The organism is Natronococcus sp. A-GB7, from assembly GCF_029688865.1.
In the GTDB taxonomy this organism is placed as follows: Archaea; Halobacteriota; Halobacteria; order Halobacteriales; family Natrialbaceae; genus Natronococcus.
Genome location: NZ_JARUKV010000027.1, coordinates 1 through 15,797, shown reverse-complemented (window position 1 = coordinate 15,797; position 15,797 = coordinate 1). Strand labels below are relative to the sequence as shown.

The following is a 15,797-nucleotide window of genomic DNA, read 5'->3' as shown; positions in this document are numbered from 1 at the left end:
AGGAACTCCTCGTGAGAGATGTCGCCGGTAGGCAGCGCGGCCAGTCCCGCGATCGCAAAGGAGGTCGAACTCGCTGGGCCGGCGTCCTCTGTAGCGATTCCGAGTCTTCTGGATAGAACGGTGTACCCAGCCGACTGAGCGGCGCCGTTCCGTACGACAAACACCGACCGATCACCGTTTTTGTCCTTTGGCAAATCATGCCGTGGACTTTTGAGCCTTTCAAGAAAAGCAGGGGTAGTGGTGAAATAAGAGATGGTCGATGTCGGCCTCGCGAATGATGTAGCTATTATCCTCGTCGCTGCTGCACTCGTCGGGGTTCTTGCGGTTCGATTGGGACAGCCGACGATCATCGGATATATTCTTACCGGCGTCGTGATCGGCCCGGTCGGACTCGGACTCGTGGAACCGAGCATCATCACGGACACGATGGCCGAACTCGGGCTCGCGTTTCTATTGTTTTTGCTCGGTATCAAGATGCGAATCGATGAAATCCGCCATCTCATCGCACCGATCGTAAAGATATCTATTCCCCAGATGATCGCGGTCGGAGCCGTCGGGTTTGGTTTTGCAGTCCTTCTCCCATTTTCATTCGAGGAGGCGGTGATCATCGGGCTGGCGGTGGTGTACAGTTCGACGGCCGTCGTGATCAAAATGCTCAACGACAAGGGCGAGGCGACGTCGCTGCACGGCAAGATCGATGTCGGCGTACTCCTCGCCCAGGACATCGTTGTCGTCATTATTCTCGCGGTGCTGGCCGCAGGCCGGCCCGACGGTATCGCCGACGTCGCGATGACGCTTGGAATCGTGATGGTGCTCGTCACGGTCACTACCGTTGCGGCGATCGCTGCGTCCAGATACGTGCTCCCGTCGCTCTTTAGACGAATCGCCGACGATACGAGGCTGCTTTTTCTCGTCGCTATTTCGTGGCTCTTTCTGTTCGTCCTCGTATCCGACCAGATCAACGTCCTCCTGTCGCCGATCGGGGTCGACGCGTACCTCTCAATCGAGATGGGGGCGTTCCTCGCCGGGCTGGCGATCGCCCAGCTGCCCTACAGCAAGGATCTCCAGGGTCGGGTCAACCCGTTGACGGACCTGTTCGTGATGGTGTTTTTCGTCTCCGTCGCTCTCGACTTCGAAGCGAGCGATCTCCTCGCATACTGGCAGGAAGCGGTCGCCGTCGCCGTGGGATTGATGATCGTCAAGTTTGTCGTCTTCTTCCTCCTTCTCAACTGGCAGCGATTCGATCTCGAGACGACGTTCCTCGGCAGCATCGGGATGATTCAGGTCAGTGAGTTCGGCATCGTCGTCGCTGTCGCTGCGGTCGAGAGCGAGCCTCCGTTTATCGGCCAAGCTGAGCTCGGCTTCATCACCCTCGTCGCGCTGATGACGATGAGCGTCTCGGTGTACTTCATTCAGTACAACCGACAGCTGTTCGAGCGCGTGGAACCGTACCTCTCGCGATGGGAGCAATCTGACCCCGTCCAGCCGGCCGATACGGAGTATCGAAACCACGTCGTTGTCATCGGCTACGACGAGATTGCGCGTAGGGCGTTGCGAATCCTCGAGGACCAGTACGACCAGATCGTGGTCATCGACCGAAACGTCGAGCACATCGAAGCGGTCGAAGACGCAGGGTACGATACCCTGTTCGGTGACGTCCGGTACGAGAAGATTCGCAAGGACGCCGGTGTGAAGTACGCCGACTTCGTGTTCTCGTCGTCGGATCAACTGGAGACTAACGAGATCTTGCTCAGAGAGACAACGGAGGAGACGACGGTGTTCGTCGAGGCAGCGACTGCCGAGGAGGCAGAGCAGTTGTACGATTCGGGTGCTAAGTACGTTATTCTGGCGCCACAGCTCGGCGTCGCACAGTTCATCGAATACCTCGAGTCGTACTTCGCGGACAGATCGACCTTCGACCGAGAGATTGCCGGCGACATGGAACTGTTGCGAAGCGGGCGGCTGTTCCCCGATATCACGGATCGAGTAGGTGGTGACGATGACTGACGTCGCATTGCTCACCGCAATGGCGATCCTTTTCGTCGTCGCCGGGCCGCTGTTGCTGATCGCGAAGGGATTGCAGCTGTCGATCATCCCGTCGCTCATCTTGGCGGGGTTGTTCGTCGGACAGCTGGGTCTCATCGACGAGGAGCTCATGCTCGAGCTCGCCCGGCTCGGAATCGCGTTCCTCGTCTTCAGTTTCAGCGTGCAGATTCAGACTGAACACGTCCGTACAGTCACCTCGGATACCGAAGTCGTCGCGATCGTTCAGGCGCTCGTCCTCGGCGTCCTCGGACTTGCCTTCGCGCTCGTGGTCGGCATCGCACTGGAGTACGGGATCCTCACAGACGGAGGAGTCATAGATACACTGACGCTCGAACAGGCGCTCTTCGTCGGGATCGTAGCCGCCCTCTCGTCGATGATCGTTGGAACGACGCTGTTTACCGAACCGCAGTCCGACATCGTCCACGACTATCTTTCGAACGAGATCGATTCGGTCAACGACTTTTTGGCGGTGATGCTGTTACTCGTCGTCAGCGCCGGCACCTTCGCGCTGGATCCGATCGCAACACAGCTCGGGTACGGTGTCCTACTCGTCGGTACAGCAATCGCCATCAATCGGTACCTGTTCGGTCTCATGGAACGACTCACCAGTGGTTCCGACGAGGCGATGCTCATCAGCATCGTAGCGTTGTTGATCGCCTTCCTCGCTGCAGCGGAGTTCCTCGAAACATCGATCGTCGTCGGCGCGTTCGCCGCCGGACTGGCAATCAGAGACAACCCAGTCGAGTACTCGGAGGTGTTCAACGGGTTGAACTCGATCCAGGAATTCTTCGTTGCGATCTTCTTCGCCACTGTTGGAGCCTTAGTCACACTACCCCCGCTGACCGCGGTAGTGGCCGATCCGTCGGCTGCCATAGCTCCCTTCGTCCCCGTCGCCACGATCGCTCTCGGGCTCGTTGTCCTGACGGTCGTTATCAAGCCGATCGTCATCGGCGTCCTGCTCGTATACAACGGGTACGACAGGCGATCGGCGACGGTTACGGGACTCAATCTGGACCACGTCGGTGAGTTCGGTGTCATCGTGGCCATCGAGGCGCTCGTCCTCGGATTCCTGATCGAGCCGGTGTTCGAAGCGATCATCCTTGCGGCAGCAGTGTCGATGATCCTCTCGAATCTAACTCACACGTACGACGAGGAAATCTACGAGATCATGGCCAGTCGCGGCTGGCTCGGTCAGCCGTATCACGATGTCGACGACTGGAACTTCGTCCCTGAGGATATTTCCGACCACGTCGTCATCGTTGGGTACGGCCGACACGGCCGACGACTCGTCGAATTCTGCGAGGAGATTGACCAGCCGTACGTCGTGATCGAGAACAATCCGCATGCACTGTCCGATCTCCGGGCCGAGTGCGATGCCTACGTATTCGCCGACGCAATCGAACCGGAAACGACGGACGTGTCCAACCTCGAGGCGGCGCAACTAATCATCTCCACCGCTGAATCAAAGTCAGCCACGGAACACTTCCTGTCGTTTGCCGATACCACTGACGTCGTCGTCCGGACCAGCGAGTTGCCGATGGCCGCCGAGCTCATCGAGCGAGGGGCTACGTACGTCATCGTTCCGGGCCTCCTCGCAGCCGACCAGCTCACCGACAGCCTCGGGGCACTCTTGAAGGGGGAGTACGATCCCGACGAACTACGAGCGGAGAGCATGAACGAACTGAACACGGAGCGTGCACCACCTCGGTCTTCCGCTGCGGAATCGACGTCGCACACCGGAGATCTCGACAGCTAACATTCTCCGCAGCTCAAATGTATGGTATCGTCTTTTGTTAGCGTATGAGAGGGGACACAACACTTGCGCTTTCTCCCCTCATAATTCCACTATCAAACACAACTGAGACGGATTAGGCGTGGAACACCTGTTGTGGACTGTCTGAGCCCTAAAACTGGTATCATTTCCGATCATTCCGTCGCCGTCAACTCTCGATTGAGCAGCGTCTGCACGGTGCTCCGTCGATTAAAGTGTGCTGTGACGTTTTGCTGCCGATCGCTGAGTTATGGAACCGGTCGATCCGGATTTTGAGCGTAGGAAACCACTTTTCGACCGAGGTTTCGGTCGATGTAGTCTACTCGACCGTTCATTCCTAACCGGACAGGGGCAGTCCGATAGCCAAACTGATCGACGAGAAACACTGCCCCGGAGAGATCGTGTTTCTCACGGAGTCCATACAGGAACGCAGCTGCCGGATCGGTGCCGTGGCGTCCGAATACCTGGACGTCAAGAATTAGCTTCGTGTCGAGGTCTATTGCACTAAGACAGTTCACCACTGATTTGGGCACCGTTCTTGTCAACCGCGCCCCGGGTCGGCGAAGCTGACGGCGGGCCAGAAAGGATGTCAACCATCTGAGGAACCTCGTGACAGGCGGCTCTGTGAGGGGTTTCAACGCCTCTTTCCTCGAGAATCGTTCATCTCTCGGATCAATAACCAATGGCGTGGAGTTGGACGCGAACGTCCTGACCGGTGTCCTCAGAACGCTTCGCGTTCTGATTGGCTGCACAAGAGCTTTGCTCTCGTGAACGTCGCCGTCCGCTCGTTCTCCCAAACTTCTCCTAAATCCGCGCCGTAGCTCTCGCTGAGCAGGCTGCGAGCAGTAGTCCAAGTCAATCCAACGACCTGCTCGTTCCTCAATCTGGCTCAACTAGAGAGTGATTGGGCATTCGACATAAATGGAATCCGACCCGAAGCGTGCAAACGGTAAGCTACGATTCCTGATCTGGGTACGGCGGGTCCTCGAAGAATGTCCGGCTACGCTCGAGGAACTCCTCGTGAGAGATGTCGTCGGTAAGCAACGCCTCGAGATCGTCCCCGACCCGCTCGGCCGTGATCGCCTCGGGGTAGACGACGCCGGTCGCCTCGCGCTCGAGGAACGTCCCGGCGTCGTCGGCCGAATCGATCCGGATGACCCGGGGGGTGTCCGTCTCGAGATCGGCGATCGCCTCGGCGCGGGCGAGTTCGGGCGAGAGCGAGACGACGAGCGCCGCCGTTTCGAGTCCCGCGACGTCCCAGGTCCGATCGTTCAACACGTCACCGTAGACGTAGTTGTCGGCGAGGTCGCGGACGTCGTCGAACCGCGTCGGGTTGTCCTCGACGACGACGACCGGTCGATCGAGCTCCGAGCAGGCCTTGAGGACGTGCTCGCCGCCGTGTTCGAAGTCGGTAACGATGACGTGGTCCTCGAGCCCGTCGTCGACGTTCGTCTTCTCCCCGATCGGTTTGCCGACGGCACGAACGAGCCCGCGCTCGCGGAGCCAGCGGTTGATGTCCTCGGCGTTGCGGGCCGTATACGTCGCCGCGAACATCGTGATCGCCGCCGAGAGCACGATCGCGTCGAACAGCGGCCGCGCGATCGTCTCGGCGATGAGCGCCTCGATCGCGATGAAGAGGCTGAACACGCTGACCTGATCCAGTGTCAGCCCCGTCAGGACGGCCGTCCGTCCGTCGAATCCGGCGCGAAGCAGGAGGAACCCGACGATCAGCGGATTGAGGACGAGCACCGCCGTGACCAGCGCGGCCGTATAACCGATCGTCTCGAGCGTCGGAATCGCCAGCAGAGCGCCGACGGTGACGAAGAAGATCGGCGTGAAGAAGTCCTCGAGGTCGTCGATCGTGTCGACCAGTTCGAGCGAGTGTGGGTAGTCGTCGGCGACGGCGATTCCGGCGGCGAACGCGCCGACGATAATCGAGAGGTTCGCAACTTCAGCGAGCGCGATGAAGCCGATCGCGAGCGTGATCCCGAACAGCATCATCACCTCGGAATCCCCCCGGAGCCTGCTCGTAATGCGGTGGAACGCGAGGTACCGCACGCCGAGTGCGAGCACGAACAGCCCGGCGCCGACCGCGAGCTGGGAGGGGGCCGGCTCGGTCGCGTAGACGAACGCGCTCAGACCCAACACGACGAGGACGCCCAGCAGGTCCTCCGTGAAGTGGATCGACTCGGCGACCTGCGCGTGGGTCGGTCGAACGCCCTCGTCGGTGTCGAGGTAGCTGGTCGCGACGAGCGACGAGCTCAGGGCCGCGGCGACGCCGAAGTAAACGGCGTTCAGCGGATCGACGCCGAACGCGAGCGCGCCGCCACCGGCCAGCCCGCCGACGACAATCGCCTGCACGACGCCGATGACGACGCTGGTTCGCCCGGTCGAGCGGAACGACTCGAGGTCGACGTTGGTCCCGAAGAGGAAGACGAGGAAGGCGATCCCCCACTGGGCCAGATCGAGCAGCTCGCTCTCGTCGATCGCGAAGCCGATGAGAACTCCCGCGATCAGGTAGAACGGAATCACCGGGAGATCTCGCTGGGCGGCGACGAGCAACAGCAGCGCTGCGACGCCGAAGATCAGCGTCAGCGCGAACAGAATATCATACATCGGTCTCACCTCCGGTGCTGGCGGGCTCGCTGGTCCGCCTCGGCTCGCTGCGGGCCCGCGCGTTGAGCTCCGCAAGGCGGTCCTCGAACGCCTCGCGGTCGTCGAGCGTCTGGAGCAGGTCCGCCAGCTCCTCGCCAACGAGCCCACGCTCCATGACCACGTAGTCCGCCCCGGCCTCGGTGAGCCGCGTGGCTTCGAGTTCAGTGTTGGCTCTCACGATCGAAAGCGTCTCCGGCGACTCCTCGACGAGGCGCTCGTTGACGTCGACCCGGTCGGCGACGGTGATCAGAACCTCCGCGCCGGCGAGGTTCGCCTCCTGGCGGATCTCGCCGTGTCTAGCGTTGCCGAAGATGAAGCCGTGGTCGGCCTCCTGGAGTTCTTCGACGTGTTCGGCTCTATCCTCGACGACGACGATCTCCTCGACGTGGTCATCCAGTACGTTCATGAGTTCGCTCGAGAGTCGGTTGTAGCCGACGACGACGGCGTGGTTCTCGTACTCGACCGGTTCGGCCTGAATGGGGTCGTCGGGCTCGAATCGCTCGAGGTACGGTTTGACGTGCGCGTAGATCTCGCGGTTGTACCGGACGTAGTACGTCGAGATCGGCATCGTGACGAGCGCCATCAGGCTGAAGAAGCCGAGCAGCCCCTCCTCGATGAACCCCTCCTCGACAGCGAGGGCGCCAAGCACGACCGAGAACTCGCTGACCTGGAGCATCGAGATCGTCCCCAGGAAGGAGGTCTCCATGTCGAAGTTCTGGCTGTAGAACAGCCCGAAGACGATGAAGAAGTTGATCACGATCAGGGCGACGCTCGCGATCAGCGCCTCCTGCCAGTAGGCGAGCAGCTGGTCGACCTCCATCTGGAGGGCGATGCTCGCGAAGAAGACCGCGATGAAGAAGTTCGTCGCGGGTCGCATCCGCTCTTTGAGCTCCGTGCTGTAGGGAAGCTGTGCGAGCGCGAGTCCCGCGAGGAACGCACCGATCTCGACCGAGAGGTCGAGCGTCTCGGCCGCGAAGATGAAGAGGAACGCCCAGGCGATGCCAACGGTAAACAGGGTGCTCTTGTTCGCGGCGCTGGCCCGCAACAGCGCGGGCAGGAAGTACTTGCTCCCGAGGTAGGCGACGACGCCGATGACGCCCATCAGGAACAGCACCTGTCCGATGCTGAACGCGACCTCGGTGACGTCGTCGACGGTGCCGACGGCCAGGATCGCGAGTGCCAGCACGAGGTAGATGTCCTGGAAGATGAGGATCCCGACGTCGGTCTTGCCGTACAGCGTCTTCAGGTCGTCCTTGTCGCCGAGCACCTTGACGATGATCGGCGTCGCGCCGAACGTCGTCGCCAGCGCGATCATCAGCGACTGATAGAGCGTAAAGCCGAGCAAGAGTGCAACGCTCGTCGAGGCGATCGCCTGCAGGAGCGCCTGCCCGACCGCGATCGCCCCGACGGGGCGCATGATCTCCTTGATGTCGTCGAAACGCATCTCGATCCCGAGCAGGAACAGCAGGAAGCCGAGCCCGAGTTCGGCCATCACCTCGATCAACTGATCCTCGGCGACGATCCCGAGGCCGATCGGCCCGACGACGACGCCGGTCATGATGTAGGCGACGATCGTCGGCTGTCCCGTCAGTCGGGCGATATAACTCAGTAGCGTTGCCGCGGCGATCAACAGCGCAAAGTCTGCCGCGAGTGCGATCCCTCCGGTCGGCATCTCTTAGGTCCTCCACATACTCGATCGTAGGCGGCTGGTCGTCGGCAACTGTCGTTGTTCTCGGCGGTCCTCGCGGTCTCGGCGTCGCCCGAAACTCATCGTCGCTCGATCACCGTCCCCTCGCTTCCGACGGCGACGCCGAGTTCGTCGCCGAGCGCGATCGCCTCGAGTCCCGCCGTCGCGTCCGCATCGGCTCGCTTCCAGTCGGCCGTCGGCCCGTCGCGTTCGTGGATCGCTCCGTCGGCGGTACAGACGGCGAGTCGGTCCCCGACTCGAGCGACCCCCGCGAGCGCCTCCTCGCAGACCCGCTCGGGGGTCCACCGCGAGCCGTCGTAGCGGTGGACGACGCCGGCGTCGGTACAGAGGTAACAGGTTCCGTCCTCGCCCGCGGCGAGCCCGGTCGGGGTGCCGTCGGCGCCGTCGATCCCGATCGACTCGAAGCGCTCGCCGCCGTCCTCGGTCGCGAAGACGCCGTCGTTCGTGTCACAGCAGTAGCCGACAGACGAATCGACGAGAACGACGTCGCTCAGGCTCGAGCCGCTGCCCGGCGTCGCGGGCTCGTCCCAGCTGCAGTCGCCGTCGCGGTACCGGCCGCGAAGCACCTCGCCCGAGCCGTTGATCAGGAGGACGGTCTCGTCGCCCTCGCTGCCAGCAACGGCGATCCCAGCGAGGTTGTCCGTGCGGTCGTCGGGCGCCGAGTAGTCGGTGTGGCGGCCCGAGTCGAGCTCGAGTCGACCGACGGCGCCCCCGTCGCCGGCGACCCAGGTAGCCTGGCCGTCCTCGGTTACGTCGACGCCGTGCAGGGTCTGGCCCTGGGCAGCGGGGCCGTCCTCGAGGGTGATGGACCACTCCTCGCCGTCCGTCGTTGCGACCACGCCATCCTTGCCGACGGCGACGGCGCTCGAGCGCCCGGCGACCGCGGCGTCGAGCAGGGTCGCGTCGGTGGGCGCGTCCGCGGGCCGCCACTCGGGTTCGGGTTCGGACTCGGAGTCGATCTCGTCCTCGTCGTGTGGTTCGGACACCGCTGCGGTGTCCTCAGTCGCTGGCTCGGGCTCGCCGGCCGACTCGTCTACTTCGGATTCCGACGCGGCTGCATCCGTCGACTCGGTCGACGGTTCGGCGTCGGCTGCCGGCTCGCTCGAGGGCCGTGGCTCCGGTTCGACTTCTGGTTCGCGGTCGGTCGTCGACGCGCCCTCGAGCGACTCCCGGCCGTCCTCGCTCGGGGACTCGGCTCGAGCGTCCGGCTCTGCCGGCGGCGGCCCGAGCGAATCGGCTCCCGACTCCGGGGCGGACCGGTCCTCGGGCTCGATCCGCTCGCTCCCGTCCGGCTCCTCGTGCTCCGCGAGTGCCGCGTCGGTCGGCGACATCGAACTCCCGGCTGCGTCGTCGCCGCGTCGCGTGATGTAGAGGACGATCGGCGGGACGATATAGCAGGCGAGCGCCAGGAGGACGAACCCGCGGTGGACGAACGAGAGGAGTCCGAACGCCGTAAGCCCGGCCGTCGCGACGGCGTGCATCCAGGTTTTCGTGTACTGCTGGAAGAACCGGCCGAAACCGCTGGGTTCCGTGTTCGTCGCCATCGCTCAGCCCCACCCGTCCTCGAGGAGGGAGCGCTCGCTGTCGCTGCCGACCACCGGGTCGACGGGCCGCGGCGAGGACTGTTCGCTCATTGCGCGTTCCTTGAGGCTCCGAACGGAAAAGCCGGGACCATGAAGTGTCCTGAGCCGTCGGTGTGGAACCTGCAACGTTATACCGGGCGAGTGACAACCGGATGATGATGCGCGAGGAGGCGACGGCGTTCGTGCCGGGCCACGTAACCGGATTCTTCAGCGCCCATCCGGACGCGGACCCGACGAAGGCCGGCTCACGTGGGGGTGGACTGACGCTGACCGACGGCGTCGAGGTGACCGTCGAACCCGCAACCGAGACGGCGGTCGTCCTCGACGGCGAACCGATCGAGATCGATCCGGTTCGGACGGTCCTCGAGGCGCTCGAGGTGCCGGCCAGGGTCGAGGCCGAGTCTGAGCTTCCGCTGGGGGCCGGCTTCGGCGTCTCGGGGGCGATGGCGCTGGGGACGGCGTTCGCGGCGAACCAGGTCTTCGAGCGACGGCGCTCGCGAAACGAGCTGGTCGCGATCGCCCACGCCGCGGAGGTCGAGGCCGGAACGGGCCTGGGCGACGTCGTCGCCCAGGCCCAGGGCGGGATCCCGATCCGACTCGAGCCGGGCGGCCCCGCGGTCAACGAACTCGACGCGGTTCCCGCCCGGGCCCGGATCGAGTACGTCGCGTTCGGCGAGCTCTCGACGGCCGACGTGCTCGCGGGCGAGACTGCGAAGCTCTCGCGAGCCGGCGAGGCGGCACTCTCCCGGCTCGTCGAGGAGCCCACCCTCGATCGGTTCATGGACGCCTCGCGTCAGTTCGCGCGCGAGGCCGAACTGCTGACCCCGACGCTCGAGGAGGCGATCGAAGAGGTGACGGGTGCCGGCGGGGAGGCGTCGATGGCGATGCTCGGCGAGACCGTCTTCGCGCTCGGAACCGGGCTCTCCGACGCCGGCTACGAGCCGTCGGTCTGTCGAACCCACCCCTCGGGTGCGGTGCTGAAGTAGGGATCGGTCGCCTTTTCATCGACGGTCTCGAGGGATCGATCATGACCGACTACGACACCGTCTCCGCCGACGTCGAGCACGAGGAGGAGATCCCGGAGGACCACCCCAGATACCAGGACCTGCTCACCCGCCACCGGATCGAGCGGGGCGTCGAGAAGGGGATCACCCATCTGCAGGGAATGCACGCCGAGGGACGGGGCAGTGCCTTCGACTACCTGCTCGGCGAGGAGACGATCCCAAGCGCCGACGAGGCCGAACGGGCCGCCGCGGCCCACCTGCTGCTCGCCGATCGGCCGGTGCTCTCGATTAACGGCAACGTCGCCGCACTGGTGCCCGGCGAGATGGTCGAACTCGCCGACGCCGTCGACGCCGACCTCGAGGTCAACCTCTTCAACCGCACCCCCGAGCGGATCGAGGCGATCGCCGACCACCTCCGCGAGCACGGCGCCGAGGACGTGAAGGGACTCGAGGCCGACGCCCGGATCCCGAACCTCGATCACCAGCGCGCGAAGGTCGACGCCGACGGGATCCACGCGGCCGACGTCGTGGTCGTCCCCCTCGAGGACGGCGACCGCGCGGAGGCCCTCGAGGCGATGGGGAAAACGGAGATCGTGATCGATCTCAATCCGCTCTCGCGGTCGCCCCAGGTCGCGGAGGTCCCGATCGTAGACAACATTATCCGCGCGGTGCCGAACGTGACGGCTCACGCGCGGGACCTGGCCGACGCGGACGAGGCCGAGCTCCGGAAAATTATCCAGGCGTTCGATCGGGAGGCGGCGCTCGAGGAGGCCGAGCGCAGGATCCGAGACGGCGAGCTCTAGAAGCGATCGGTGATCCGCGGCGAGAGGGTATCGCGGCCGTCATCGGCTTCGGTGATGTGGTCGCCGTCGCCACCGTCGAGGAACGGCACTCGAGAGCTGATCGAGGCGGTGAGCTCCTTGACGCGGTAGTACGACAGCGAGAAGTACTCGCTGGCTCGCCGACTGAACGAGTCGTCGACCTCGTAGCGGATGTCACAGTTCTCTCCTCGAAGCGTCTCGCCGTCGTCGTCGATCAGCCAGCGGCGAGTTAGCTCGACGCCCTTCTGGGCGTCGTAGCCGCGGGCGACGTAGTGTCTGTAGGGGTGGCGGATCCACGAACACTCCCAGTGGGCGTAGATATCGACCTCCTCGGTGTTCTCGAGTTCGTGGAGGATAACGTGGAGCTGATACGACGCCAGCGGCGACGGCCGCCACACCCACGACCCCTCTGCGGTGTTGCCGTCCATCCGAACCTTCACCGCGGAGATCGGGTTACGCGAAAACCTGAGTTCGTCGAGCAACTCCTCGATCTCTGCTTCCGAACAGTTGGCGGTCAGCGCGTACTCGTCTGCAGTAGTGTGCGTGACGGCGTACCCTCCGAAGGTCCCCCGCAGAAGGTAGTGAATCTGCGGGTAGACGGTCCGTCGAGCGGCGTTGATCGCATCCTCTCGATAGCCCATACGACCGAGTGATACGCCGAAGTCGATATGAATCTTTGGCAGGCAGTGGCCGCATTCGGCACCGGGATCCGAATCGGCAGCAAGCGACGCGTATGTGCATACGCCGGTGAAACTGTTAGGATCCTTCAAGTTGGTAGTACGCACACTTAAATGAGCACGACAGATAACGAGGACGTCATTACGAGACGCACGCTCGACACCGATCAGGAGACGCCCGCGACGCAGGTCGCCGAGCTCGTCGCCGAACTCGAGAGTCGGGAGGTGACCGACCTCGCACCGATCTACTACACCGTCAACGAGCTGCTCGCGGACCTCTTCTCCTCGCCGCCGCGAACGACGGCCAACGCCGCCCTCGAGTTCACCTACGAGGGCTACCAGTTCCGGGTCCGACAGGACGGAACGACGACGGTGACGAACGCCGGGGTCTGATCCGGCCTCCCGCGGTCGCGGGTCGGTTATTATAAAACCGTTCGCCGGGTCCGATGAGATAGAGATGGACGCCTACGAGCTGATCACGCGAAACGCCGAGGAAGTCGTCACCGACGAGGAGGTGCGCGAACTCGCGGCCGACCCCGAGGGGAAACGCGTCTACGTCGGCTACGAGCCCTCCGGCGTGTTGCACCTGGGACACCTGCTGACGGCCAACAAGCTGATCGACCTTCAGGACGCCGGCATGGAGGTCGTCGTCCTGCTCGCGGACGTCCACGCCTACCTCAACGGGAAGGGCAGCTTCGAGGAGATCCGCGAGACCGCAGAACGGATGCAGGCGCAGTTTACCGCCTACGGGCTCGACGAGTCGAACACCGAGTTCGTCTACGGCTCGGAGTTCCAGCTCGACGAGGAGTACACCCTCGATCTCCACGAACTCGAGCTCTCGACGACGATGAACCGCGCCCAGCGCGCGATGGCCGAGCTCCAGTCGGGCGAGACGGCGAAGGTCAGCCACCTGGTCTACCCGCTGATGCAGGCCCTGGACATCGAGTACCTCGACCTCGACCTCGCGGTCGGCGGCTTGGACCAGCGCAAGGTCCACATGCTCCACCGCGAGGAGCTGCCCGACCTGGGCTACGAGGCCCGCCCCTGTCTACACACGCCGATCGTCGCCGACCTCACCAGCGGCGAGGGGAAGATGTCCTCGAGCGAGGGGATCACGATCTCGATGGAGGACTCCACCGACGAACTCGAGGAGAAGGTCAACTCGGCCTTCTGTCCGCCCACGCGGGACCCGGAGGGCGACCTCGAGAACCCCGTGCTCGAGCTGTTCGAGTACCACGTCTTCCCGCGCTTCGAGGAGATCGTCGTCGATCGCCCCGAAAAGTACGGTGGCGACCTGACCTACGAGGAGTACGAGGACCTGGCGGCGGATCTCGAGTCCGGCGAACTCCATCCCGCCGACGCGAAGGGCACCCTCGCGACCTACCTCGACGAGCTGATCGCGCCGGGCCGCGAGAAGCTCCGCGAGCTGCGAGGCTAAGACCCAGCACTGCCGGGTTCTCGGTCCCGCGAGAGCCGAGCGGCTCGCCCGCCGCGCCGTCGCCGCCCGGCTCAGAACTCGACCGCGTCGATCCACGGCTCGTCGCCGCAGTACTGACACTCGAAGGTCGTCTCGTACTCCTCGCAGGGCTCGTGGACCCCGCGTCCACAGGTCTCGCAGGTCGTGATCTCGCCCTCGACGGGTCGTGTCCCGCAGGTCGTACAGCGCGTGCCGATTTTCATGTGTCGTGCTAGCTCACCTCATTCGGTCGACGTTCCGAGAGCGAGCGGCAAAAGCCTCCGGATCGGACGGTCGAACGACCAGTCACGACGAGAGAGAATCGAACCGCGACCCGCTCGAGAGCCGATCCAGCCGATTCAAGTACGGTCCCGTCCCTTTCCTCCGTATGAACGAGACGCGACGAGCCATCCTCGAGGCCATCGCCGACGGCCCCGTCTCGGGGCCGGACGTGGCCGAGTCGCTCGGGATCTCGCGGGCGGCCGTCTGGAAGCAGATCGACGGGCTGCGCGAGGCCGGCTTCGAGATCGAGGGCGGATCGACGGGCTACGAGCTGACCGGCGTCGCGGCCTACAACGCCCCCGCAGTCGAGTTCGGGCTCGAGGCGCCGTTCTCGATCGACTACCACCAGTCGATCGGGAGCACCAACGACCGCGCCCGCGAGCTGGCGACCGACGGGGCGAGCGACGTCGGCGTCCTCGCGGACGAACAGACCGGGAGTCGGGGTCGGCTGAAACGCGAGTGGACGTCCCCCTCGGGCGGGGTCTGGCTGAGCATCGTCCTCCGGCCCGAGGTCGCGCCGGCCCGCGCGTCCCTGTACACGCTCGCGGCGGCGGTCGCGACCGCGCGGGCGGCTCGAGAGGCCGGCGTCGACGCCCGGATCAAGTGGCCCAACGACGTCGTCGTTCCCGTCGACGACGAGGGCGGATACCGCAAGCTCGCGGGGATCCTCACGGAGATGGAGGGCGAGACCGATCGCATCGCGTGGCTCGTCGTCGGAATCGGCGTCAACGCGAACGTCGACGCCGGTGCGTTGCCCGCGGAAGCGACCTCGATCCGCGCCGAAGCCGGTGACGTCGACCGACGCGCGTTCGTTCAGCGACTCCTCGAGGAGTTCGACGATCTGCGGACCGACCTCGAGGCGGTCGTCCCGGCCTGGCGCGAGCTGGCGCTGACGCTCGGCCAGCGCGTCCGAGTCGAGCGACCGACCGACGAACTGGTCGGAGAAGCAGTCGATGTCACCGATAGCGGGGCGCTCGTCGTCGAGACCGACGACGGCCGGGAGACGGTCTCGGCCGGCGACTGCGAGCACCTGCGGCCGACCTAAACGTCCGAGGGCTCCGGCGTTTCTCCCTCGGCCGTTTCGGCCTGGCGCTCGGAGTTCGGAACCGGTTCGTCCTCGCCCAGCCTGACCGTCAGCACCGGGACGGGCGACTGTCTGACGACCCGTTCGGCGACGCTGCCCAGCAGCAGCCGGTCGATCCCGCCGCGGCCGTGGGTCCCCATGACGACGAGGTCGCAGCTGTCGGGGGTCGCCTCCCGGACGATCACCTGGCTCGGCGACCCCTCGAGGATCTCCGTCTCGACGTCGACGTCCGGCGGTGCGAGCTCCTCGACCCGCGCGAGCGCGCCCTGGCCCTCCGAGCGCAGCGCCTCCCCGATGCCTTCCCAGGCGGTCTCCATCGGCAGTCCGCCGTAGCTGGCGACGTTGGCGACGTAGATCGCCTTCACCGTCGCGTCGTGAGTACGCGCGAGCTCGAAGGCGTACTCGAGCGCGCGCTCGCCCTCCGGCGAACCGTCGGTCGGGACGAGAATGCAGTCGTACATCTGTTACCACGTGGCATAACACGTCGGGAGTAATAACGTTGTGGTAGTATCGAGAGATTCTCATACGAATACTGATAGGGGTGGCGAGAGGATGAAACTGGCAAAAACGTCGCTCCTCTCCGCTGGCACCGTTTCCGCACGGCAAACGAGGGTTCTTTACACCGTACTTCTCGCGAAGGTTCGGGTAGGTCGTCGACGAGAGCCGTCTCGTCGAACCGACCTACGGCTCTAGAGCGGCGAGTCGCTCCT

13 protein-coding genes and 1 pseudogene are annotated in these 15,797 nt (G+C 64.4%); 7 read left to right on the top strand and 7 right to left on the bottom strand.

Going from position 1 to position 15,797, the window contains the following annotated elements; translation table 11 throughout:
• Nucleotides 1-252 precede the first annotated feature (252 nt).
• Both QA609_RS19935 and QA609_RS19930 read left to right on the top strand, forming a co-directional pair.
• On the top strand, nucleotides 253-2,007 hold the full coding sequence (locus tag QA609_RS19935; protein WP_278304380.1) for a cation:proton antiporter: 1,755 nt from the start codon (nucleotides 253-255) through the stop codon (nucleotides 2,005-2,007).
• A complete protein-coding gene (locus QA609_RS19930) occupies nucleotides 2,000-3,802 on the top strand; it encodes a cation:proton antiporter (protein WP_278304379.1) in 1,803 nt (600 codons plus the stop codon). Before QA609_RS19935 ends, QA609_RS19930 begins: the two co-directional genes overlap by 8 nt.
• A gap of 184 nt (nucleotides 3,803-3,986) precedes the next feature.
• Here QA609_RS19930 and QA609_RS19925 read toward each other — a convergent pair.
• From QA609_RS19925 to QA609_RS19910, 4 genes and pseudogenes are all read right to left on the bottom strand, one after another.
• Nucleotides 3,987-4,652: pseudogene (locus QA609_RS19925) on the bottom strand (DDE-type integrase/transposase/recombinase).
• Nucleotides 4,653-4,771: 119 nt separating this feature from the next.
• Nucleotides 4,772-6,433, bottom strand: a complete 1,662-nt coding sequence (locus QA609_RS19920) for a cation:proton antiporter (RefSeq protein WP_278304378.1) — start codon at nucleotides 6,431-6,433, stop codon at nucleotides 4,772-4,774.
• Nucleotides 6,426-8,144, bottom strand: a complete 1,719-nt coding sequence (locus QA609_RS19915; RefSeq protein WP_278304377.1) for a cation:proton antiporter — start codon at nucleotides 8,142-8,144, stop codon at nucleotides 6,426-6,428. Before QA609_RS19915 ends, QA609_RS19920 begins: the two co-directional genes overlap by 8 nt.
• Nucleotides 8,145-8,239: 95 nt before the next feature.
• The gene (locus QA609_RS19910; protein WP_278304376.1) at nucleotides 8,240-9,724 is read right to left on the bottom strand and encodes a hypothetical protein; all 1,485 of its coding nucleotides are present in this window, start codon (nucleotides 9,722-9,724) and stop codon (nucleotides 8,240-8,242) included.
• A 197-nt stretch (nucleotides 9,725-9,921) separates the two neighbouring features.
• On the opposite strand from QA609_RS19910, the gene QA609_RS19905 reads away from it, so the two are divergent.
• Together QA609_RS19905 and QA609_RS19900 are read left to right on the top strand one after the other, a co-directional pair.
• Complete coding sequence (locus QA609_RS19905; protein ID WP_278304426.1) at nucleotides 9,922-10,749, top strand: pantoate kinase; 828 nt, start codon at nucleotides 9,922-9,924, stop codon at nucleotides 10,747-10,749.
• A gap of 41 nt (nucleotides 10,750-10,790) precedes the next feature.
• Nucleotides 10,791-11,570, top strand: a complete 780-nt coding sequence (locus tag QA609_RS19900) for a 4-phosphopantoate--beta-alanine ligase (RefSeq protein WP_278304375.1) — start codon at nucleotides 10,791-10,793, stop codon at nucleotides 11,568-11,570.
• Here QA609_RS19900 and QA609_RS19895 read toward each other — a convergent pair.
• Nucleotides 11,567-12,229 carry a hypothetical protein gene (locus QA609_RS19895; protein WP_278304374.1) on the bottom strand — a complete coding sequence of 221 codons (663 nt, stop codon included), beginning with the start codon at nucleotides 12,227-12,229 and terminating at the stop codon, nucleotides 11,567-11,569. The two genes, QA609_RS19900 and QA609_RS19895, sit on opposite strands and share 4 nt — an antisense overlap.
• A 150-nt stretch (nucleotides 12,230-12,379) precedes the next feature.
• Here QA609_RS19895 and QA609_RS19890 point away from each other — a divergent pair, with 150 nt between their 5' ends.
• Complete coding sequence (locus tag QA609_RS19890) at nucleotides 12,380-12,658, top strand: HalOD1 output domain-containing protein (protein ID WP_278304373.1); 279 nt, start codon at nucleotides 12,380-12,382, stop codon at nucleotides 12,656-12,658.
• Nucleotides 12,659-12,722: 64 nt separating this feature from the next.
• Nucleotides 12,723-13,703 (top strand): tyrosine--tRNA ligase, encoded by a 981-nt coding sequence (locus QA609_RS19885; protein WP_278304372.1) that lies wholly within the window; start codon nucleotides 12,723-12,725, stop codon nucleotides 13,701-13,703.
• A 71-nt stretch (nucleotides 13,704-13,774) separates the two neighbouring features.
• Here QA609_RS19885 and QA609_RS19880 read toward each other — a convergent pair whose 3' ends face one another.
• Nucleotides 13,775-13,945, bottom strand: a complete 171-nt coding sequence (locus tag QA609_RS19880) for a hypothetical protein (protein ID WP_278304371.1) — start codon at nucleotides 13,943-13,945, stop codon at nucleotides 13,775-13,777.
• A 164-nt stretch (nucleotides 13,946-14,109) separates the two neighbouring features.
• On the opposite strand from QA609_RS19880, the gene QA609_RS19875 reads away from it, so the two are divergent.
• Entirely contained in the window at nucleotides 14,110-15,048 is a 939-nt protein-coding gene (locus QA609_RS19875; protein WP_278304370.1) for a biotin--[acetyl-CoA-carboxylase] ligase, read from the top strand.
• Here the strand turns inward: QA609_RS19875 and QA609_RS19870 are convergent.
• Nucleotides 15,045-15,548, bottom strand: a complete 504-nt coding sequence (locus QA609_RS19870) for a universal stress protein (protein WP_278304369.1) — start codon at nucleotides 15,546-15,548, stop codon at nucleotides 15,045-15,047. The genes QA609_RS19875 and QA609_RS19870 overlap by 4 nt on opposite strands.
• Between the last annotated feature and the right edge of the window lie 249 nt (nucleotides 15,549-15,797).